General features: G+C 37.8%; 28 protein-coding genes. 24 read left to right on the forward strand and 4 right to left on the reverse strand.

What is annotated here, in order from left to right:
* Positions 1-148 precede the first annotated feature (148 nt).
* From BS1321_RS16745 to BS1321_RS16770, 6 genes are all read left to right on the forward strand, one after another.
* Entirely contained in the window at positions 149-709 is a 561-nt protein-coding gene (locus BS1321_RS16745) for a helix-turn-helix domain-containing protein (RefSeq protein WP_063235852.1), read from the forward strand.
* A 264-nt stretch (positions 710-973) separates the two neighbouring features.
* On the forward strand, positions 974-1,609 hold the full coding sequence (locus BS1321_RS16750; RefSeq protein ID WP_063235853.1) for a Type 1 glutamine amidotransferase-like domain-containing protein: 636 nt from the start codon (positions 974-976) through the stop codon (positions 1,607-1,609).
* Between the two features lie 56 nt (positions 1,610-1,665).
* The gene (locus BS1321_RS16755) at positions 1,666-1,965 is read left to right on the forward strand and encodes a hypothetical protein (RefSeq protein ID WP_063235854.1); all 300 of its coding nucleotides are present in this window, start codon (positions 1,666-1,668) and stop codon (positions 1,963-1,965) included.
* 38 nt (positions 1,966-2,003) lie between these two features.
* Positions 2,004-2,501 (forward strand): SRPBCC family protein, encoded by a 498-nt coding sequence (locus BS1321_RS16760; protein ID WP_063235855.1) that lies wholly within the window; start codon positions 2,004-2,006, stop codon positions 2,499-2,501.
* Between the two features lie 514 nt (positions 2,502-3,015).
* Positions 3,016-3,915: a DMT family transporter gene (locus BS1321_RS16765; protein ID WP_063235856.1), complete on the forward strand. Its 900-nt coding sequence runs from the start codon at positions 3,016-3,018 to the stop codon at positions 3,913-3,915.
* Positions 3,916-3,941: 26 nt separating this feature from the next.
* Positions 3,942-4,361, forward strand: coding sequence for a VOC family protein (locus BS1321_RS16770; RefSeq protein ID WP_094246625.1), 420 nt, complete (start codon positions 3,942-3,944; stop codon positions 4,359-4,361).
* A 63-nt stretch (positions 4,362-4,424) separates the two neighbouring features.
* Here BS1321_RS16770 and BS1321_RS16775 read toward each other — a convergent pair whose 3' ends face one another.
* Positions 4,425-5,291 (reverse strand): SDR family oxidoreductase, encoded by an 867-nt coding sequence (locus BS1321_RS16775; protein WP_063235857.1) that lies wholly within the window; start codon positions 5,289-5,291, stop codon positions 4,425-4,427.
* Positions 5,292-5,468: 177 nt separating this feature from the next.
* On the opposite strand from BS1321_RS16775, the gene BS1321_RS16780 reads away from it, so the two are divergent.
* The 6 genes from BS1321_RS16780 (at position 5,469) to BS1321_RS16805 (ending at position 8,655) form a co-directional block, all read left to right on the forward strand.
* On the forward strand, positions 5,469-5,903 hold the full coding sequence (locus BS1321_RS16780; protein WP_063235887.1) for a GNAT family N-acetyltransferase: 435 nt from the start codon (positions 5,469-5,471) through the stop codon (positions 5,901-5,903).
* Positions 5,904-5,978: 75 nt separating this feature from the next.
* A complete protein-coding gene (locus BS1321_RS16785) occupies positions 5,979-6,284 on the forward strand; it encodes a hypothetical protein (protein WP_063235858.1) in 306 nt (101 codons plus the stop codon).
* 70 nt (positions 6,285-6,354) lie between these two features.
* The gene (locus BS1321_RS16790) at positions 6,355-6,618 is read left to right on the forward strand and encodes a hypothetical protein (RefSeq protein WP_063235859.1); all 264 of its coding nucleotides are present in this window, start codon (positions 6,355-6,357) and stop codon (positions 6,616-6,618) included.
* 63 nt (positions 6,619-6,681) lie between these two features.
* Complete coding sequence (locus tag BS1321_RS16795) at positions 6,682-6,897, forward strand: hypothetical protein (protein WP_063235860.1); 216 nt, start codon at positions 6,682-6,684, stop codon at positions 6,895-6,897.
* Positions 6,898-7,105: 208 nt separating this feature from the next.
* Positions 7,106-8,110 carry a phosphotransferase enzyme family protein gene (locus BS1321_RS16800; RefSeq protein WP_063235861.1) on the forward strand — a complete coding sequence of 335 codons (1,005 nt, stop codon included), beginning with the start codon at positions 7,106-7,108 and terminating at the stop codon, positions 8,108-8,110.
* Positions 8,111-8,121: 11 nt separating this feature from the next.
* Positions 8,122-8,655 (forward strand): GNAT family N-acetyltransferase, encoded by a 534-nt coding sequence (locus BS1321_RS16805; protein ID WP_063235862.1) that lies wholly within the window; start codon positions 8,122-8,124, stop codon positions 8,653-8,655.
* A gap of 92 nt (positions 8,656-8,747) precedes the next feature.
* Here BS1321_RS16805 and BS1321_RS28565 read toward each other — a convergent pair whose 3' ends face one another.
* Entirely contained in the window at positions 8,748-9,545 is a 798-nt protein-coding gene (locus BS1321_RS28565) for a peptidoglycan-binding protein (protein WP_063235863.1), read from the reverse strand.
* Positions 9,546-9,835: 290 nt separating this feature from the next.
* Between BS1321_RS28565 and BS1321_RS16815 the strand changes: the two genes are divergently transcribed.
* The 10 genes from BS1321_RS16815 (at position 9,836) to BS1321_RS16865 (ending at position 17,064) form a co-directional block, all read left to right on the forward strand.
* Positions 9,836-10,489 (forward strand): HAD family hydrolase, encoded by a 654-nt coding sequence (locus BS1321_RS16815; RefSeq protein WP_063235864.1) that lies wholly within the window; start codon positions 9,836-9,838, stop codon positions 10,487-10,489.
* A gap of 105 nt (positions 10,490-10,594) precedes the next feature.
* Complete coding sequence (locus BS1321_RS16820; RefSeq protein WP_063235865.1) at positions 10,595-11,101, forward strand: GNAT family N-acetyltransferase; 507 nt, start codon at positions 10,595-10,597, stop codon at positions 11,099-11,101.
* A gap of 51 nt (positions 11,102-11,152) precedes the next feature.
* Positions 11,153-11,392, forward strand: a complete 240-nt coding sequence (locus BS1321_RS16825) for a hypothetical protein (protein ID WP_063235866.1) — start codon at positions 11,153-11,155, stop codon at positions 11,390-11,392.
* Positions 11,393-11,750: 358 nt separating this feature from the next.
* Complete coding sequence (locus BS1321_RS16830) at positions 11,751-12,683, forward strand: ABC transporter ATP-binding protein (protein ID WP_063235867.1); 933 nt, start codon at positions 11,751-11,753, stop codon at positions 12,681-12,683.
* On the forward strand, positions 12,683-13,639 hold the full coding sequence (locus BS1321_RS16835; RefSeq protein ID WP_063235868.1) for an ABC transporter permease: 957 nt from the start codon (positions 12,683-12,685) through the stop codon (positions 13,637-13,639). The genes BS1321_RS16830 and BS1321_RS16835 overlap by 1 nt, the downstream gene beginning before the upstream one ends.
* Positions 13,640-13,898: 259 nt before the next feature.
* Positions 13,899-14,441, forward strand: a complete 543-nt coding sequence (locus tag BS1321_RS16840) for a hypothetical protein (protein WP_063235869.1) — start codon at positions 13,899-13,901, stop codon at positions 14,439-14,441.
* 391 nt (positions 14,442-14,832) lie between these two features.
* Complete coding sequence (locus BS1321_RS16850; protein WP_063235871.1) at positions 14,833-15,249, forward strand: DUF5050 domain-containing protein; 417 nt, start codon at positions 14,833-14,835, stop codon at positions 15,247-15,249.
* 138 nt (positions 15,250-15,387) lie between these two features.
* Positions 15,388-15,654, forward strand: coding sequence for a CPCC family cysteine-rich protein (locus BS1321_RS16855; protein WP_063235888.1), 267 nt, complete (start codon positions 15,388-15,390; stop codon positions 15,652-15,654).
* A 760-nt stretch (positions 15,655-16,414) separates the two neighbouring features.
* Positions 16,415-16,816 carry a DUF2500 domain-containing protein gene (locus tag BS1321_RS16860; protein ID WP_063235872.1) on the forward strand — a complete coding sequence of 134 codons (402 nt, stop codon included), beginning with the start codon at positions 16,415-16,417 and terminating at the stop codon, positions 16,814-16,816.
* A 44-nt stretch (positions 16,817-16,860) separates the two neighbouring features.
* On the forward strand, positions 16,861-17,064 hold the full coding sequence (locus BS1321_RS16865) for a zinc ribbon domain-containing protein (protein ID WP_063235873.1): 204 nt from the start codon (positions 16,861-16,863) through the stop codon (positions 17,062-17,064).
* Between the two features lie 71 nt (positions 17,065-17,135).
* On the opposite strand, the gene BS1321_RS16870 is transcribed toward BS1321_RS16865, so the two are convergent.
* Entirely contained in the window at positions 17,136-18,002 is an 867-nt protein-coding gene (locus BS1321_RS16870) for a LysR family transcriptional regulator (RefSeq protein ID WP_063235874.1), read from the reverse strand.
* A 136-nt stretch (positions 18,003-18,138) separates the two neighbouring features.
* Here BS1321_RS16870 and BS1321_RS16875 point away from each other — a divergent pair, with 136 nt between their 5' ends.
* Together BS1321_RS16875 and BS1321_RS16880 are read left to right on the forward strand one after the other, a co-directional pair.
* Positions 18,139-19,272 carry an NADH-dependent flavin oxidoreductase gene (locus BS1321_RS16875; RefSeq protein ID WP_081113078.1) on the forward strand — a complete coding sequence of 378 codons (1,134 nt, stop codon included), beginning with the start codon at positions 18,139-18,141 and terminating at the stop codon, positions 19,270-19,272.
* Positions 19,273-19,315: 43 nt separating this feature from the next.
* A complete protein-coding gene (locus BS1321_RS16880) occupies positions 19,316-20,212 on the forward strand; it encodes a DMT family transporter (protein WP_063235875.1) in 897 nt (298 codons plus the stop codon).
* A gap of 31 nt (positions 20,213-20,243) precedes the next feature.
* On the opposite strand, the gene BS1321_RS16885 is transcribed toward BS1321_RS16880, so the two are convergent.
* Positions 20,244-21,734: a LysM peptidoglycan-binding domain-containing protein gene (locus tag BS1321_RS16885; protein WP_232522702.1), complete on the reverse strand. Its 1,491-nt coding sequence runs from the start codon at positions 21,732-21,734 to the stop codon at positions 20,244-20,246.
* Between the last annotated feature and the right edge of the window lie 26 nt (positions 21,735-21,760).

Below are 21,760 nucleotides of genomic sequence, written 5' to 3' on the forward strand. Positions count from 1 at the left end.
TTTGTTTACTATAATAAAAATAATATATTATAATGTACAAATGTAAGTATAAAATATTTATGTTATTGGAAAAAGAATTATTTCTCCATGTTTAGAATGTCAGCACAAAAGACATCAAACATACATTATTTTAAAAGGGGCATATGCCATGAAAAATCATCGCTTAGGACAAACAGTATTAAACTATCGTAAGAAGAATGGTATGACAATTCGTGAGTTTGCTGATTATGCTGGAATTAGCACATCACTTATTAGCCAAATTGAAAGAGGACAAGGGAATCCGTCGTTAAGTGTACTAGAGTTAATTGCAAAAGCACTAAACGTGCCACTATTTACTCTGTTTGTTAATGAAATTGATACAGATTCCCTCATTTCCAGAAAGCAAGATCGAAAGAAAGTATATCGAGAAAATAGTGATCATATTGTATATGATGTATTAACACCAGATTTTATGAAAGCACATATTGAACTCTTAATGATGGATTTGAATGCACATTCTACTACTACTGAGAGTCATTACTCACATGACAATAAAGAAGAGATTGCTGTGGTTATGAAAGGTCAAGCATATGTTGAACTGGAAGGAACCGAATATTTTTTAGATGAAGGAGATGTCGTACGTATTCCACCAAATGTTAAACACCGATTTTTGAACAAGAGTGATGAACCTAATCATATTTTATTCGTACTAACCCCATCATTAGTTTAACACCTAAAACTTGGTAAATAGTATTAATCGGGCAGTGTGAATTTGTTAATTACTATAAATATTCCAGGATAAATTCTATCTTCTCTTTTCGCAATATTAGTTTTGTTTTTACTAATAAAACTAGTGCAATCTATTAGACGGTAAAACCGTCTTTTTTTATGTCACTATCGGGGGAGATTAGCTGAAGAGCGGTGACATATAAAGGTATTGTCCTTTTTACATAGAATATTTTAAGAATAGCAGGTGAATAAATGGGGGACATATATGGAAATTTGTTTTATCGGTGGCGGAAATCACAATAATAATGAATTAGGTGAAGTGTTTCTGGAACTTTCAAAAATGATTAAACCTGAAGCTAAGATTTTAATAATCCCTTTTGCTACTGACAATTCCAGGTATGAAAGTTGGATGGCAAGTATCAAACAAGCTTTTTCAATAATGGATAATGTAAGCGTTGAATTATTAAACGAAGACCTTTCGGACAAAGAAATGAAAAGGTCTATAAAAGAACATGATATTTTGTACTTTATTGGTGGAAAGCCAGAAAGGTTAATTCATGTAGTAGAGGAAAAAGGACTTGCTCCAATTATTAAAGACTTTCAAGGTTTAATCATTGGATATAGTGCGGGTTCATTAGCTTTCTGTAATGATTGCATAATAACAAAAGATAAAGACTATCCAGAAACGATAATGATCAAGGGCTTAGGATTAGTTGGGTTTAGCGTTGAGGTCCATTACGAGGATAATATAGATGGAGAATTAATTCCCCTATCAAATGAACGAAAAGTATATGCAATACCAAATGGAAGTGCAATTTTCTCCAAAAACGGGGAACTATTTAAAGTGGTAAATGATATTTATTCCTTTCAAAATATGAGAAAGGAAATAGTGAATTCCTAAGTCATAAAGAACCAACAGATGCTTACTCCCCAATTGGAGCAAGGGTGGCGGCGCAGATGAAGATAAATTTAATGATCTTTATTTCATCGGCAATAGAACAAGAAAAGAGTATATCAATGATGAAAACATTTGAATATGATATTCGTCCTGTTAAAGGGGATATAATGGATGATCCAGGATTTCATAATGGATATGAAGTTGTAAAGGTTTCGATCAATTATGCTTCGAATGAATGTTTTGTTTCGCTGCACCCGCTTGCGAGCGAAATTGAGGAAATCAAGATGGAAACTTATATAGAGAAACTGGAAGCACACAGTTGGCATGTTGTCTCAAAAGAAGAATTGAATAGTATGTAAAAAGGTAAATCCATAAAATGACGTAAGGAGTAATGTAAATGGAAAAAAATTCAACAACCACTTTAAAGATGACAAGGAATTTTGATGTAGTGCCTGAAAGGGTTTTTGAAGCTTGGTTGAACCCAGAGATGATGAGAAAATGGTTTTTTACATTGGAAGGGACAAACAAGGTGACACAAAATGAACCTCAAGTGGGAGGTACTTGGGAAATTATTGACCATCGCGATGGAAAAGATTATCGGGCGATAGGGGAGTATCTTGAAATGGACCCTCCCAATAAATTAGTGTTCACTTTTAAAATGCCGCAATTCAGTGAATCAGAAGATACAATTACAGTTGAGCTGAAAGAACTTCAACGGGGCTGTGAAATGACATTTTATCAAAACATCATTGTTCCTCATGAAGAAAATTGGACAGAATCCGATATCGAAAAAGCTCTTGGGGAGTATCACGATGGATCTGAACATGGCTGGAATTTAATGTTTATGGGACTGAAGGAATTGGTTGAAACTGGGCAGGTTAGCTATAAAGGCTAATAGTCGTTGGCCACAGTTTTTAGACTAAAGGGAATCGGAATGGTATCCCGAACCCTGAAGACTTGGTTATACTACATGATTTTTTTACTGTTTTATATGAGATGAAACCCTAAATAGATCGAAGAAATTTGCGACACTCCTGCCGAATAACTGGCTAGCCGAGACCCCACAGGCGCTTGCGCCGAGGAGGCTTGGCAGACAGTCGGCGGAAAGAGAGCGGATTTCTGAAATCAGCTGGAATGTTTTTCAAAACTGTAGAAATTCAATTACCGAGTTTGTATACAGTCAGAGACTAATAGTCATTAGCCAATGAAAAGCTCTCCAAATTAACTGGAGGGCTTTTCGGAATGTATTTTTATATATTGACAATTCCTTTTCAATTGGTAATATTTACTTTATTATTACATATGTGATTTTTAATAGAAGGCGGTTTAATTATGGATGGGAAAATCATTTACGACGAGTTCCATAAACTGATAGAAAGTGGGCAATATCGCAAATTGGTCATGTTATTATGACTAACTTTATGTACATATTTTGTTTATTAGTATGGGGACTTAATTTTATTGCCGTTAAGATTCAAGGTACACCTGTGAGTTTAGAATTATCTTTAACATATCGTTTAGGTTTGACGGCAATCCTATTTTTAATTTTATTGTGTATTCTTAGACCTAAAGGAAAACCCAAGAAAAAGGATGTTCCATTTATTATTGTGTTTGGAATTTGTAATTTTGCTTTAAGCTATTTATGCCTTTATTACGCCACTATCTTAAGTTCAGCGGCAATGGTTACTTTAATATTTTCATTGAAAGTCATTTTAACGCCCATTGCCCTTCGTGTTTTTTTGAAGGAACCATTACATTCACGTATCTTAATTGGCGGGATAATTGGTGTGCTGGCTGTTTGTATTGTTATTTATCCGAGTTTAAATAATATTCATGGATTCAATGATATAAAGGGTATCATGATGGCTGTTCTTGGTACCATCCTTACTGCATTGGGCGATGCAAGCTCAGCTAGAAATGCCAGGAAGAAAGTAAACCCAATCTATGCTAATGTACTTGGATTTGCAGCAGGAGGAATTCTTTTAGCGGCAATTGTGTTCATTCAAGGACAAGCAGTCACTTTACCGACCTCTATTACATATTTATCTGCTTTGTTCTATTTAACTATATTCGCTTCCTTTGGAGCTTGGCTATTCTACCTCAAGCTTGTAGAAAAAATAGGTGGGGCGAAAAGTGGATACATGGTTGCCCTTTTTCCGGCAATTGGAGGTATAGCTTCAGTGATGATTGGTGAATCAGATCCATCCATTTTCTTGGGAGCTGGCTGTCTTTTCAGTTGTTTAGGTGCCGCTATTGCATTAGGTTTTGGCATGAATATTGGTAAACGTAATTTGAAAGAAGAAATTTAATTTGATTTTCAGAGAGGGATGGGACAATGGAAAGTAAATGGCCAAATGAAATGAAAGTAGCGCAAATCCGGGTTGCACGTCCTACTGATCAGCTAAAAAAGGTTGTAAACTTCTATTGTGAAGGATTAGGTTTGAAAAAAATCGGTTCTTTTGAAGGGCATGAGGGATATGACGGCATCATGATTGGGCTTCCTGATTCCAGCTATCATCTGGAGTTTACTCAACATAAAGATGGCAGTCCCTGTCCTGCCCCATCAAAAGATAATCTGCTAGTCTTTTATATTCCTGAACGTAAAACCATTGAAGAAATCACAAGTAGATTGAAAGGTATGGGGTATGAACCGGTTTCTCCGGAAAATCCATATTGGGAAAAATCAGGTGTTACTATTGAAGATCCGGATGGTTGGAGAATTGTATTGATGAATTCGCCCGGCATAGGAAAATAAATTTCGAAATTTCATTGGAATGAAAACGACCGAAAAGCATCATGCTTTTCGGTCGTTTTGGATTTATGAGGACATCGTGATCCCGCCATTGATGTGAATGCACTGTCCAGTTATATAAGCACCTTCATCAGAGGCTAGCAGCACATATGCGCCTGCATGATCTGTCGGCTGCCCAGGGCGGCCAAGTGGTGCCTCGGTACCGAACTCGGCAACGGATTGTTCGTCGAACGTCGCCGGGATGAGCGGAGTCCAAATCGGGCCTGGTGCCACCATATTGACCCGGATCCCTTTTTTAGCCACATTCTGTGCAAGGCTGCGTGTGAATCCGACGATTGCCCCTTTTGTCGCCGTATAATCCATCAAAGTTGCATGTCCTCTGTACGGGTTGATCGATGTTGTGTTGATGACCGCATTGCCTTGTTTCATATGAGGAACCGCGTGCTTGCTCATGTAAAATACTGAATATATATTGGTGCAGAACGTTTTGTCCCATTGCTCGTCCGTGATATCCTCAATGTTTTCTGTCGGGGATTGCACCGCTGCATTATTGACGAGGATGTCCAGCTTTCCGAACTCGTCCAACGTCTTCGTAATCAATTCCTTACAATTCGCCTCCACGGAAACGTCACTTGGAAGTAGGAGGCAGCGAACGCCTTCCGCTTCAATTAGCTGCTTTGTTTCTTCGGCATCGCTGTGCTCATCCAAATAATTCACAACCACATGGGCGCCTTCCTTTGCATAAGCAATGGCAACCGCACGTCCGATGCCGCTATCTCCGCCTGTAATCAAGGCAACGCGGTCCTTTAGCTTACCGCTTCCTATGTAATCCTTTGGCTGAATCGGAAGTGGATTCATCTCTGATTCAATGCCAGGCTGTCTTTCCTGTGTTTGTCCGGGCTGTCCATTTTTTTGCTGTTCATATATATTCAAAGAAAATCTCCTCCTCTTAAACTATTGATCTAGTCATACTTTAGCCTTAAGAAAGTACGGTTAAACATCTGATTCCTTCTGCAAACGATTACAACAATATTGAGGCAATCCAGTGAGGAAGGAATTACGGTGTTCAAAGTTGAATTACTTTCTAATAAAACTTTCAGGGGTGTTAATGTGAATTCGATAGAAACAATACAAGAATTAACAAATAAAGAACAATGGTTAGAAGCCTTTCCAATCATGAATCAGTTACGTACTGACTTAACTCAAAAAACATACCTGGAGTTACTTGAAGAAATGAGGAAGGATGGGTACTGTTTGTTTGCTTTATATAAGGATAACCGGATTGTATCCTTGGCTGGTTTAAGTTGGAGAGTGAACTTTTATAATAAACGTCACGTGTTTATTTATGACCTTGTAACAGATGCTGCGCACCGCTCATTTGGATTTGGAGAGAAGTTATTAAATTATATACATAACTGGGCAAAAGAAAACGGTGCTGCATATGTGGCTTTGGAATCTGGCATCCAGCGAAACGATGCCCACCGCTTTTATGAAGAAAAATTAGATTATGATAAATGGTGCTACTCATTTAGAAAAACGCTGTGAGTGGAAATAGCGAAATGTTAAGTAAAAGAGCTGAGTATTCAGCTTTTTTTTTGTGCCATTGATGGAGGAAATGGAGTGAATGTAATACACATTGTCCACTATGTGTATTGGATTATAAACATTTTTAGTAAGAATAGATCAATTTTAAAAATCACGAGTAAACGCGTGAAATTCACGAGTAAAAGTCTGAAACTCACGAGTAAATCGCCGAAATTCACGAGTAAATCGTTAAAACTCACGAGTAAACAGGCGAAATTCACGAGTAAACGCCGATTCACGAGTAAATCGCTGAAACTCACAAGTAAACGCCGATTCACGAGTATCACCGATTCACTAGATCATGTAGTCGCACTGAACATTAAGTCGAAAAAATTTTTGTAATGATTTATTTAGCCTTGGACATACTTAATTAAGATATCACAAAGTAACATTTAATTAAGGAGGAAACCCAATGGCTAACGAAAATATACAAATGAAAATGGAGAACATTTGGCAGGATACATGTGGATCATGGGGAAATTGTACGGAAACTACAATTCAGTCATTCTTGGAAAAATCCGAAGAAAGCAATATAGATCCGCAATATTGCATGAGCTGGGTGGAACAGCATAAAGCCCAAATACCTGAGTGGGATACCGTTTCAAAAGTGTCGCTTGAGTGGGTTAATCAACATACCTCAACGGGTTCACCCATTTCAATCAAGGAAGATTATTAAAAAGTTATACTTTTTCTACCTATGAATGGTACGAACTCTACTATGTTTAAGAGGTGAAAATAGTTGTCAAATAATGAGGAACAAAACGGTAAATCAAATTCACGGCAAGGTTCAGAGCATAACAATGATCCAGATTACAGAGTTAATGCTTGGGACGAAATGAATGGTGAAGATAAATTTGTACAATCAGCCATCCAAGAGGAATTCAATAATCCGGTAATCGAAGAAACTATCTTGAAGTTCAATAAAATAGCGAATGAAGAAGAAAAGGAAACTTGATTTTTGGACGCGCCCTATAGGGCGTTTTTTTTTTGAGAAGGAAGAAGGAGCCGCTAATAAATTATTATGCAAAAGAACATATCTTTACCTTTTTATAAAAAACAATAATATACAAATAAAGGGAAAAGGCATCTTGGTATCGTATAAAGCATAGTATAAATCGTTTTTATTAATAAAGTTGGCCATATCATTAATGGGAGTGAAGATCATGGAAGCAGCGGTAGAACGAATTTTTTCTAATGAATTGGTGAAATTGGCTGGGCATTTTTTTCAAGTGAATGCGGGGAATCCGGTTAAACTTGGAGATGCAGAGAACTACGTATTTGAGGTTTACAGGGATGGAACTCCATATATCTTAAGAATGACACATCAATCACATCGTACAAAAGACCAAGTGCTTGCTGAGTTAAAGTGGGTTGAGCATTTACAGAATAATGGTAGTGAAATTCCTAAAGTCATAACTTCGATAGAAAATAACTTAGTTGAAATTGTGAAGGGTCTGGATGGTACGGAATTTTATTGTTGCCTGTTTGAAAAAGCTCCTGGTGTAAGGATGAAAGTCACCGATGAAAATTTCGACGGACCTTTATTTTTTGAATGGGGAAGAACCATTGGCCAAATGCATAAACAAACAAAAAGTTATAAGCCTGAAACAAAATATAAAAGGCTGGATTGGTATGAAGAAGAATTATTGAATGTCCAACTCTATGCATCCGATGTTCCAGAGCAATTGATGCACCAACAAGAATTAATCAAGAAGAAATTAAATGCCCTCCCAGTTCATCAAGATAATTTTGGATTGATTCATTCAGATATACATAACGGCAATTTCCATCTTCATGAGGGGAAGATTCATGTTTTTGACTTTGATGACTGTTCTTATCACTGGTTTGCCAGCGATTTGGCCATACCTCTGTACTATTTGATATGGAGCTTGGAACGTGAAGGGGTAAAAGGGCTCGATGAATATGCCGCCAAGTTCATGAGGGAATTCATAAAAGGCTATGAGACGGAAAATATCCTGGCACCTGAAGAATACGAAGCGATTCCTCTATTTTTAAAGTTAAGGGATCTAACGTTATATAATTTTTTTCATAAAAAGTATGATTTGAAGAACGCGGATGGTCAATTATTCAAAACCGTCAAAAGTATCGAACAAAGAATCATGGATAGCCGTCCTATTGTTCACTTCGATCCGAACATGGTTCATTAAGGGGGATTGGAATGTCAGAAATGAAAATTAATGGACTTGCATATACGATTCGGACCGGTGAATTGGAAGATGCGGAAGCGGTTTTGGATGTACAGAATTCCGTTATTTCCGAAGGAGAGTATTTTATTGCGGTATCGGAGGAGTTCAATAAAACACCAGAACAACAAAGGGATTGGATACAAAGGTTATTGGAAAATGAACGAGAAACCATCATCGTGGCCGAAATAAATGGTGAGGTCATTGGATGGATAGGATTTCAATCGGAAAATAGGAAGAGAATGTCTCACAAGGGCTCATTTGGAATGATGATCAGGGAAGATTGCAGAGGGAAAGGAATTGGAAAAGAGCTTATAAAAGCATTATTGGAATGGGCAGAAGCAAATCCGTTCATTGAAAAGGTGAGCTTGGGAGTTTTTTCAACAAATCAGCGGGCAATATCACTGTATAAAAAGATGGGGTTTGTTGAAGAGGGCCGTAAAATAAAGGAATTTAAGATGAGCGAAAGTGAATACGTCGATGATATTATCATGTACAAAATGGTTTGAACAGACCAAAAGAGCATGAATTAATTCAATACATGCTCTCTCGGTTTGGTTATGTATCTATTTTTATATGAAAACGATGTGTATGTCACGCATCATTTAATTATCTTCACGTTCACTTGCTTTCTTCCCCACGTTAAAGCATCCGCTTCACTCGCGATGAATACATCGATTCTGTTTCCTTTGATGGCGCCGCCCGTGTCTGCAGCGATTGCTTGTCCATAGCCTTCGACTTCAACGATGGAGCCTAGCGGAATCACGTTCGGATCGACTGCTATCAGTTTGGCATCATCATATTTTTTTAGGTCAACGCCCATTCTTGTAGTGCCTGAGCATCCCTCGCAGCTCGCTGTATATGCTGTACTTGTTACCGTTATTTCTTTAACGGCAGAGCTTGCTAAACTTGCTCTTTCTTTTAATTTACTGAAGGTCCGAGCACCGGCTATTCCATCAGCGGATAATCCCTTTTGCTTTTGAAAGTTGATGACGGCTTGCTTTGTACCTGTTCCATAAATACCATCGATCGTTGATGTGTAAACATTCCAGTCCTTCAATAATCTTTGCAGTTCAGCTACAGGTCTTCCCATATCCCCGCTTTTTAGTACCTGTATTTTCTGATTCGTTTTTGTTCCTGCTATTCCATCGACTTTCAGTCCTGATTTTTCCTGATACTTCTTTACGGATTCTTTTGTAATCGGTCCGTAGTAACCTGTTGCTTCGTGATAGGGAAAGACCCCTTTTGTCAGTAATAATTCTTGTAATACTTTTACATCACTATTACTCATTCCAAATGAAAGTGTGCGATCCAAAGCAGCGGCTTCGCCTTTTGTTGGCATGCATACTCCTAGAATGAATACAGAAGCCGTTAGGATCGTTAATAAAATTTTCTTCATGTTTATCCTCCTCGTTGTTTCCTGCAATAAACGATTCGTTAAACTATCACTCTTTTAGGCGCAGTTAAGGAAAAACACCGCGAAGGCACTATGTAATTGTTAAAACATGTAACATATAAAAAAGAAATGAGGCGGACATCGGGTTACCATATCCTTAGTGATTAACTAATTATGGAAAACGATCGAGCTTCCCGTGGAACGAACGGAACCGTTTGTTTGAACAAGGGCATTCATTCATGTACGTTTATGTTAATAGAAATTCCATTTCAAGGTTGAAGGAGGAAATCATCATGATTAAAGCAGTTATTTTCGACTTTGATGGTTTAATTTTAGACACAGAAACGGCTTGGTATGAGGCTTATAAAGAAACGATGGCTTTTTATAAATCTGATTTGCCTCTTGAACATTTCGTAAAATGTATTGGAACGGATAATACTGAACTTAATCAGTACTTCAAGGATCAGCTGGGGGAAAGTTGTAATATTGAAGAAATTGAATCCAGAGCAAAAAGCCTTCATGAAGTCAAAATGAAAACATCACAGGCACGTGAAGGTGTAAAGGATTATTTAGAAGAAGCAAAAAACAATGGATATAAAATCGCCCTCGCTTCAAGCTCGACAAAAGAGTGGGTCACTCATCATTTGGGGGAACTTGGACTGTTACACTATTTTGAAGTTCTTATCACAGGGGATGATGTTGAAAAAGTAAAACCTGCGCCTGATTTGTATGTAAAGGCAATTGAAGTCCTGGGTATTCGGCCCACAGAAGCCGTAGCATTTGAAGATTCCTTAAATGGGCTTCAAGCCGCCCTGACTGCAGGATTAAAGTGTGTTATCGTTCCTAATCCCGTGACGGAAGCTCTAGCTTTTGAAAATCATCATTTACGCCTCCGATCCATGTTGGATAAGAGCTTGTCTGACGTTATAAAACATATTGAGCAATAAGCCTTCGAACGAAATTATAGTATGATAAAGGAATGAAACCACGCCGAAGATGGCAGAGTCTTCGGCTTTTCTGGTTTTTAATGAATTGGTAGGGAGGGTGACATTATGGAATTGCAAACCAATGAAAAAGGAGTCCGGCTGCGGGAGGTCAAGGAGAGCGATCTTCCTATCTTTTTCGAGCAGCAATTGGATCCTGCCGCAAACTATATGGCTGCTTTCACATCTAAGGATCCATCAGACGAGGTGGCTTTTTTGACACACTGGAAGAACATCTTATCGAACCTGGATATTCAAAAAATGACTATACTCTGCAACGGATGTGTTGCGGGCAACATTCTCAAGTTTGAACAGTTTGGTAACCCGGAAGTGAGTTATTGGATCGGGAAGCAATATTGGGGTAAAGGAATCGCATCAGAAGCACTGCTAAATTTTTTGCCGAAAATAAAAGTCCGCCCTCTTTATGCCCGCGCAGCCAAGGATAACCTTGCATCCATCCGAGTGTTGGAAAAATGCGGGTTTGAAAGATTCGATGAAGACAAAGGGTATTCCCATACAAGAGGCAAAGAGGTTGAAGAATTCATTTTGAAACTTGAATCAGGAAACCCCCGTTAAGATAAGAATATAACAATATCGTTTAACCTATGAGGAAACAGGTGACATACAATGGGATATAAGATTTTTTCCATCATTTTTATTTTATGTGGTCTTTTTATAATGTGGTTCGCCATTTTTGGCAAAAAGAAAGAGATCAAAGAGTTCGGCTCCGCAATACCAACTAATTTCATCGATGTAATTTTAATGATGATATATAAGCTTTTACCTTCCATTATTAGAAAAGTCCTTCTATTTGCCTTAGGTCTGGCCGTTTCTATCGGATTTACCTATATATTGCTTAAATTATGATAAATTTACCTTATTAGATAAAAATATCCTGAAACTTTATTCTTTCGGAATCGTATTAAATAGTAACAATATATAGGAGTTGTTGCTATTTTTAGGAAAAAAGTGATGGCAGTGTTATCAATCATGGGGGCGGGAAGTTGACGCCGACGGAAGGCTTTAACGAGAGTTCGATGTTATTGCGCAATAAGGATAGTAAGAGAAACGATCATTGGGTAAAAGAAAGGTAAAATTCAAATCTATTGATTGCAGCTGATTCAAGGGGTGCTTATATCCAAATATCAGTATAGTAATAATATGCATAATATGGTAATATTGAATTTGTGTTATTTTGGAAAATATAAAAAAAGGAAGGTATTATATGTCTGAATCGGTTCTTAAGGTTCAATCCTTAACTAAAAAAATTGGAAAAGCAACCATCGTAGACAATGTTAGCTTTGAAATAAAAAGTAATGAAATATTTGGTTTGCTTGGTCCGAATGGGGCTGGTAAGACCACTATCATCCGTATGATCACAGGTCTTATCAATCGTACGGGCGGTACTGTCATGATCAATGGCAGTGACCTGGATAATGATTTCGAAGGTGCGATGAATCAATTGGGGGCCATTGTTGAAAATCCAGAGTTTTATAAGTACATGACAGGCAGAAAGAATATCCTGCATTATGCCCGAATGTCATCAAATGACATATCCAATGAGAGAATAGAAGAGGTCATAAAGCTTGTCAAACTGGATCATGCCATCGATAAGAAGGTTAAAACATATTCATTAGGGATGCGTCAGCGCCTTGGTGTGGCACAGGCTATTTTACATAAACCGTCGTTATTGATTTTTGATGAACCGACGAATGGCTTGGATCCACAAGGGATTCGTGAGTTTCGTGATTATTTGAAAGTACTGGCAAGTGAAGGCGTCGGAATATTGATTTCATCACATTTGCTATCGGAAATGCAATTGATGTGTGATAGTTTTGCCGTTATTGAAAAGGGAAAACTGATACATACGAAAGAACATATTGTTGATGAAAAAACCGAAACGATCAATGAAGTTTCATTTACTGTGAGTGATGGGGAGCTAGCTAAAAAAATCCTTCAAGAACAGTTTGTGGATATTACGATTCTTAAATATGATGCGAAGACAATCTCGGTATCGGCCACTCGTGAACAAACGGCAGAGATAAACAGGAGTTTTAATGTAAATCAACTGGATGTCTATGAAATTGGCATTACTAGAAAATCACTGGAAGATAAATTCTTTGAAATCACTGAGCAGGAAATGAGGGAGTCTGTATGATGTCCTTAGTAAAAAATGAATGGATGAAAATCTTTTCAAAAGTATCAACTTATATATTCATCGCTTTTCTTTTATTGGCAGCATTAGGGGCCGCAATCATCGATTATAAACTAAGTCCGGAAGAATCGGGTAAAGATTGGAAGCAAGATTTAAAAGTAGAAATACAAGAACAGCAAAAGGCATTGGAAGCTAAGGACATCAGTGAAGATGAAAAAGCCGCGATCATGGCGGACATTGATCTAAATAAGCAAATGTTAGCTGATAATATAAACCCTGACTTAAACACGAATTGGACCTATATGGCGGAATGGACTACATCATTAACATCATTTGTCACTTTATTCGTCGTTATTGTTTGCAGCTCGCTCGTTTCCTCGGAATTTTCGGATGGTACCATTAAACAACTGTTAATCAGGCCTTATAAACGTTGGAAGATTCTACTTTCCAAATATATTACTTCCCTGTTATTTGCAGCGTTATTACTGGCGAGCCTACTTATATTCAGTTATCTAATCGGAATCATATTCTTTGGCAATGGCTCGTTTTCAGACAAAATCATGGATCCCGCATCTTTCGGTGAATTCAGTCTAGTGGTAGTCGGCGAATATTTCGTAGACATGATCGTTTACTGGATACCAGGATTCTTAGTCATCACGACCATCGCTTTCATGTTAAGCACATTATTTAAAAACCAAGCACTTGCAGTAGGTATATCCATTTTCATCCTATTTGCTTCTTCGACATTAAATATGGTCATTCAATCATTCATCGGTAAATACGAGTGGTTAAAATTCGTCTTATTCCCCCACCTTGATTTAAGGGGCTATATTTCCGGAACCATAGAAATGTTCGATGGAGCTACCCTTGGATTTTCAATGGGTGTACTGGGTATCTATTACCTTATCTTTTTAGCGCTAACTTTCTTCTTCTTCCAGAAAAAAGATATCACTAATTAAATAATCCTTACTGGAAAAACCGAAATCAGTAGCTGATTTCGGTTTTTCTTATGCAACAGAGAGTGCATGAGCCGTTTGCTTCTTGAAACTAGGCAAAAAGTGAAACTTTCATCCAAATTTATCCGTATAAGATAATATGAGGATATTTAGTTGTGTAATAGGGGTGCAAAATGACTAGGGAAGCCCAATGATTCGGCCTACACACCGATAATTTCGACCTACGCGAAAATAAACCGATAGAGATGGAGCAGATTTAAAGATGGGAAAAAGGCATTATAAACGAAAGTTAATAATTGTACTTATTATTATTGGAACAGCATTAGGTTTCTACGTGTACTCGGCATTCTCTGAAAAATTGACAAAATCAACAGATTTGTCTGATGAATCTATCGGGGGATTTAAAGTTTTGGATAACATATCGAGTCCGGAATTTATTAGGGAATATGGCGAACCCATCGATCAAGATAATAATAATGCATATGATTATTATTATTGGAAAGGCGGGTTAAAAACGGCCTCTATCAATTCAGACGAGGATAAAGGGAAAATTATGCGGTTAATCATTTCAAGTACGGACGACGCTCTATATGAAAACTCCCTTCAAACAAGCAAAGGTATTAAATTAGGAAGTAAGAAAACAGACGTTCTTTCAAAGTATGGAGATCATTATTATAAAAGTTATGAACAGGGAGCAGATATTATCGGCTACATTGACCATAAACGGAATATTACTTTAGAATTTTGGTGTGTTCAAGGTGGAAGGGTTGCAGAAATACGATTGGATGATGCAGAGGTCATTTAATGTTTTTTCACCAGTGTCCTGTAGGGGTTTGGCCGTTTAGTGAATAAGAATGCGATGTGATAAAGAATATGTTCATATTATTCAAACCCACGATATTATATATTTAACTGTCTTGATAGCACGGATATTTATTAAATAATTTGGAGGTTAGAATAATTTGGAGTTTTTAAAAGCGAAAAAATGGAACATCTTTAGTTTTTTTCTTTTTATGATCATTTTGCTTATTTTAAGTTATATTCTAACGGATGGACCTGCTACTTATTCTGGCCCCATTGGTATAACTTTTGGATACATTATTTATCAATGGTTTAATTTTAGAAAGAATGATAGAGATTAGTCATTGTGTGGATTACAAATTAAGTTTAACCGTTTATAAAAAAGTTGCGAAGCTTTGTCACTAAACGGAGAAAACATAAAGAAATTGAATGATACAGTTTCGTATATTCAGATTATTGATGATGCAGATGAGCAATTTCTCTATTATACAGATACAGAAGATCACTTGTATAAAGTGGATAAACAAAATGGTAAGGAAATGAAAATAACCGATCAGAAGTTTTCATCCTTAATCGTAGATGAAAACTGGATTTATTACTTGAATCCAAGTGATCATTACCATGTCTATAAAATGAAAAAGAATGGGGAACAAAATCAATTATTGATGGATAAAGAAGTGTCAGATATAAATGAACTGGATAATTGGATCTACTACAAAATAATGGTCATGAGGACATCTTCCGAGTTAAAACGGATGGGAAAGGAAATACATTATTTTCAAAGCATAAGTAGGTGTCTGTCACTACTCTAACTATATAAAAGACTAATAGTTTCGAAGAAAGCTCTGTGGAGGGAATCGCTGCAGAGCTTTTCTTTAACAAGCATTTCGAGCCTATCAAGTTTAACGAATATGCTAAATATTACTAATAAGAGGTGAATTAGCGTGGAATTGAAGTATACATGCCCATGCTGTGGCTATAAAACTTTAGATGAAGAACCACCTGGAACATATGATATTTGTAAAATCTGTTTTTGGGAAGATGATAATTACCAATATAAATATCCTGATGAGGATGGTGGAGCAAATCATGTTTCCTTAAAAGAAGCACAACAAAATTATATAAACTTTGGAGTTTCTGATAAAGAATATATAAATAATGTTAGACAGCCTAATAAGTCCGATATAAAAGATCCAAATTGGAAACCTCTTGAGTAACAGGCTCGATGTATGTTTTTTCTTCCATGCAAATAATCCTAAAGGCTAATTGGTTAATAGAGTCGTTGACCATTGCATCGGAAAAACTAGGAGAGAACAATATGTTTTACGGTATAAAAATAGTATAAATGTCATAGTCTGCATCATGGGTGGAAGCTTCTTGTATTACCCCTTACAGAAAGGGGGTGATTACATGAGCATATATGAAGCTTTGTGCATAGCATTTTCGATGTTAATTCTTGCTATAACAGATAAAAGCGACAAAAAATAACCACCCCATGCCAGCAAGCAGAAAGGGTGGTTATTTGCTTTGTAACACCTGAGTAAGCTTTCCCCCTTGAAGGGAATTCTATGATGTTTTGGGCAGGGTGTTAGAGCACCTTACCTTTTTTTTATTTTATTCTTTTCTTGCCTTTATTATACTATATTATTTTCGGAAATTCATGTGTTTCGCGTTATTCACCCTTAACTATCTCCACTGATTTTTGCATTTTTCCAGTTTATCGAATTCCTTTAAACGTTCTTTATAATTTTTAGCCAAAAGCCTCCTGGTAATAGTGTCTATACTGCCTACCTTAAGGGGATAATATCGACAGATCTTTTTCAGAGCCGGAGGTGTTAGCGTCACATTTGTACAACTTGGGATAGGTAATCTCATTAGAGGTTCGTTATTGGATGAGGTATATATTTTTCATTGTAGGCTGAAACTTTTTTCCATTTTATCCGTATATTTTAACATCTGGCAAGGGGGAGGTTTCTCATGGACGGTTTTGGCGGAAGCGGGGATTGGGTATTCACAGGTGCTCCAGACTTTATCGGAATTATGTTTGTTATCTTTTTTATAGTCATCATCGTTCAATTATTCATCGGGCTTAGTCAATGGAAGAAAAACGAGGAATCCCCTCGCTTGGTGGTTCCTGCTATCGTGAAAAGTAAACGGACAAAAGTCACGAGAAATGTTCACACAAACGATCAAAATGTCTCCTCGCAAAGTACCTCTACGACCTATTTTAGTACATTTGAATTTGAGAGTGGAGATCGGGGCGAATTCCGTCTTTCAGGCAGGGAGTTTGGTATTCTTGCAGAAGGGGATAACGGCACTTTAACCTTCCAAGGAACAAGGTATATTGATTTTGCCAGGAAGGATCATGGAGTCTCATAATTGATGAGCCCTGTAAATAAATGAAATTTGGGAGATGAAGGATCATGAGCGAAAAGGGTTGTATGAAATGCGGAAGCAATGATGCTGCTAAGAAGGATGTAGCCATGACAGGAACAGGCTTGTCAAAAATGTTCGATGTCCAGAATAATCAATTTACGGTTGTGTATTGCAAGCAGTGCGGTTATTCGGAGTTTTATAATAAGCAATCATCTGCAGGCAGTAATCTGCTGGATCTTTTCTTTGGATGATCACTGGCACGAAAGGAATCCCCTTTTTCATGAAAAGGGGATTTTTGTTTTTTCTTCATCATGTCAGCTCATTACCCGATGAAATGGTCTTGAACGACTTTTGAAAATTCCTTTGCGACGGGTGAAAGGTCTTTAGACGACTTCATGACCAATCCAATCTCCCGGGAAAGTTCCGGATTCAAGGGCAGGCTTTTGATACGTTCCGGTTTTTCCGGCAAAGCCAGGTCGGGCATAATCGTGATGCCTAATTTTCCTGCTACCATTGATAGGACCGTTTGATTGTCTTTAATGTCGTATGAAATGTTTGGTTTTAGCTTGGCTTCAAGGAACCTATCTTCTATAAGTGTTTCGCAGCCAGATCGCAGCATGATGAATGGTTCATCAACGAAGTCCTCTAGGTTAATTACGGTTCTCTCTGAAAGTGGATGGCCCTCGTATACGACAGCTGATAAAGGATCTGTTAGCAGATGGATGAATTCCACGTTCTTTACTGGTTTTGCTGCAAAGCCGACGTCCACTGTTCCTTCTTCTACCCATTTTAAGATTTCCTCATATCCTCCTTCATGAATCAGCAAATCAATATTAGGGTATTTTTCTTTAAAGGCAGAGAATAGCAGAGGTATGAATCTGGCAGTAAAGCTTGGAAAACTGCCAATTGTTATTTTCCCGATTTCCATTCCATTCACAGCTGCAATTTTTTGCTCGATATGTGCAAGGTTGGCAGCGATGGCCCGCATATGTGGAATAACCTGTTCTCCCGCAGTCGTGAGTGTTATACCTTTGCGGTCACGCTTTAATAAAGTCACACCAAGTTCCGTTTCAAGTGCTGTAATGTTATGGCTCACGCCTGATTGAGTCAGTCCGATCCGGTCTCCCGCTTTCGTAAAACTTTCGTGTTCAACAACTTGTAAAAAGACTTCCAACTGAAAAAAGTTCAAATGCCCCACACCTTTCTTCTAATGAATTATACATGAGAAACTCTAATCCAAGTAATGAAAAACATTCATTTTACTTATGGTGTGGTCGAGAATACAATAAAATTACAAAAATAAAATACGAATGGGTGATGGAAAAATGATGAAACGGAAATACGAGCAAATTTTTTCACCGTACACGCTTTCTAATGGATCGGTTCTTAAAAACAGGATTGTAGTTGCGCCCATGACCACTTATTCAGGTCAAGAGGATGGCTTGGTTTCTGACCAGGAATTAGCTTACTATAAAAGAAGAGCAGATGGACCCGCCATGTTCATTACTGCCGCTGCCGCCATTTCCCCTGTTGCTACAAGCTTTCCCCGGCAAATGAAAGTATATGACGAGCAAAGCATCGCTGGACTCAAACAGCTTGCAAAAACAATCAAATCAAAAGGTGCAAAAGCAATTCTCCAGCTTCATCATGGAGGAAGCGAGAGCCTTCCAAGCTGTACAGGCGGAGAAAAAATGGTAAGTCCGAGTGGAATCATTGCAACCGTTTATAAAGAAATGGGCGGGGAATACATTCCAAGGTCAATGAGCCACACTGAGATTCTATCCACTATTCAAGACTTTGGAAGAGCCACCCGCCATGCCATTCGTTCAGGATTCGACGGCGTGGAAATCCATGGAGCGAATGGATATCTCCTTCAGCAGTTTTTCTCACCCCACTCTAACAGACGGAGAGATCATTGGGGAGGGAATTTGGAGAATAGAATGCATTTTCCACTTGCCGTCATCGCGGAGGTGAAGCGAATCCGTGATCTATACGCAGACAAGGAATTCATTATTGGGTATCGCTTCTCCCCTGAAGAACCGGAAGAAGTCGGATTAAAAATGGATGACACAGCTGCATTGGTAGATAAATTGGCAAGCCAAGAGCTTTCCTATTTACACCTTTCTGTTAAAAATGTCTGGTCCATCCCCAGAAGTGGATTGAATATGGGGTTAACAAGGACCGAAATCATCCGCGATATCATCGCAGGCAGGACCAGTTTCATATCACTTGGATCGATTCATACACCAGAGGAAGCAAATGCTGTGCTGGAGAAAAATATACCGCTTTTCGCATTAGGAAGAGAACTACTGATGGAACCGGACTGGGCTAATAAAATAAAGGAGGGTAGGGAAGACGAGATCATGACGACCTTGCCGCGCGATAGCAGGTGTAAATTAATGATTCCAGATCATATGTGGGAGAATATCATCACTCGTGACGGCATGCCCGAGAAATGATAATATTAATGTAAAAAATAGTAATTTCATAAGGGGAAATTAAATGAATAAAATTGCACTTTTTCAACTGTCTCTAGCCATGACAATCTTTGGTTCTGTCGGTTTCTTTTCAGAACTATCAGGACTTCCTGCATTGGAACTGGTTTTTGTTCGCTGCATTTGTGCTGCTGTATTCTTATGTGCAGCATGGATGATCACCGGACATTTCAAGAAGGAAAGATGGAATGGTAGAGAGGTAATGCTTATCATTTTCTGCGCAGTGGCCAACTTGTTAAACTGGATATTCCTCTTTAAATCTTTCGAACTGATATCCGTGACAATTGCCATTTCTCTTTATCATTTAGCTCCGATCATTGTACTCATTATAGGCAGCTTCATATTTAGGGAGAAAATGACTTTATTCTCCATCCTGGCAATTTCACTTTGTTTCATTGGCACATTATTCATTATGGGAACAGATGGATTTCGATCATCATCTCCTGAATGGGAAGGCATCATGTATGGAATCATTGCTGCGTTTTTCTATGCGGCAACCATGCTTTTAGGAAAGAGCATTAAAAAGACAAGTGTATATGCGACCACTTTTCTGCAAATGTTCATTGGATTCCTATTATTGATTCCTTTTGTAGATTTTTCAGTATACACAACGCTAAAAACTTCCGAATGGCTTTATACGGTACTTACTGGCATCGTTCATACAGGCGTCGTGTATCTTCTATTTTTTAATAGTATTCGCCATTTGCCTACAAATGTAGTATCTTTCATGATTTTTGTAGATCCGGCAGTTGCCATCCTATTGGATATTCTGCTTTCAGGATTTCAACCGGACAGGATTCAAATCTTGGGTATTTCATTGATTTTCATTGGAGTGGTCTATTCGCTTAAGACTTCAAGACCGACTGAAAATGATGTCATGCAGAAAAGGCCGCACACAATGTGAGGCCTTTTTCCTTTATGGTTTTTCTATTAACCTATTGATTAAAATGATATACATCCCAAATGTCAGGAGTTTCTGATCCAATGTACCAAGCAGATACACCGCCTAGATGATTTTGTTTTACCAGGTCAATACGGAGCTTCATCGATTTTTTATCTTCTATCCATATTTGATACTTTTTCCCTTTGGAAGTATACTCCACGTGATTTTGTTGAGTCTTTTTATCCCATACCTTTTTAAGTTTATGAGATGAAATGATTTTGTTGACCTCAGCCATGGTACGGTCATGACTTTTCACTTTATTGGTCGATAAATCGGTTACCCATTCTCTCGTATAAAATGGTACAGCCAATATGATCTTATGGGCAGGTACCTCTTTCATTAAAAGCTTCGTTCCTTCTTTGATCCAAGGTAACGAGGAAACAGACCCGGCTACTGGGCTTCCTCCCCAATGCTCGTCATAACCCATTATGATTATATAATCCGCTATTTTGCCAAGTGCTTTCCTATCTAGACTTTTTGACCAAAAAGGGTCTTCATTTTCTCGGGTGACATCCACAGATACTTTAATTCCATGTGGTTTTAGTGCCTTTTTAAGTTCGCCTATGAAAAGTACAAAGTCCTTCTTATTTTTTGGATCGATGTTTTCAAAATCTACATTTATTCCATCACTTTTAGTTTTTACAAGTGAATCGCGTAAAGTTGAAACTAATTTCTGGCGTTTTTTTGTACTGCCTAGTACAGAGCCAGTTAAAACAGGGTCAAATTTATTACCGATAAGTTGCCAAACTTGTTTTCCTTGTTTATGAGCGTTTTGGACGAGTTTTTCATCTACAGAAACGGAAACATAATTACCGGTATCCGTCAGTGTATAGGAACGAGGAGAAACTACATTTAAATTGGGGTGTTTAATTTGTTGGGTGTAGTTTTCTTTCGATCCATTATGCGTCCAGCCCATGACGATACGTTTTTGCGCCCTTTTTTGAAGTTGGGATTTCTTTATCCATCCCTTTTTTCCGCCAAGCAATTGAACCTGGTAGTAATAATCCGGAATCTTCAATTTTTGGCCCACTTTAAGGGTAACCGTTTGTAAGTTATTTAATTTCGTCAAATCGCTTGTGGTTACCTTATATTTAGAAGAAATCTTCCACAATGTATCGCCTGATACAACCTTATGGATCTTATATTTCTGGGGAATCTTCAGGCTTTGGCCAACAGTAATGTCGGAAGAAGTCAATTTGTTTTCTTTTTGTAACGCACTTACTGAAACTCCATATTGATTTGCTACTTTCCATAATGTGTTTCCAGTCTTTACTTTATGAATGATAGGGCTCGCGGAATCCCCAACGACAGAAGAAATGATGGGAAACTCCTCGCCCTTTTTTAAGGTCTTTAATAGAGTAGAACTTAATTTAGGAGAACTAAAAACTTTTGTATTGTCCACTTTAACAGAACCTACGTTTTGGGTTTTACTTGATGAATGACCATTGGTTGGAAAGAGACACATACAAAGAAGGCTTAACATAATAAAACATCCAAAGAATTTTTTCA

The organism is Peribacillus simplex NBRC 15720 = DSM 1321 (assembly GCF_002243645.1).
In the GTDB taxonomy this organism is placed as follows: Bacteria; Bacillota; Bacilli; order Bacillales; family DSM-1321; genus Peribacillus; species Peribacillus simplex.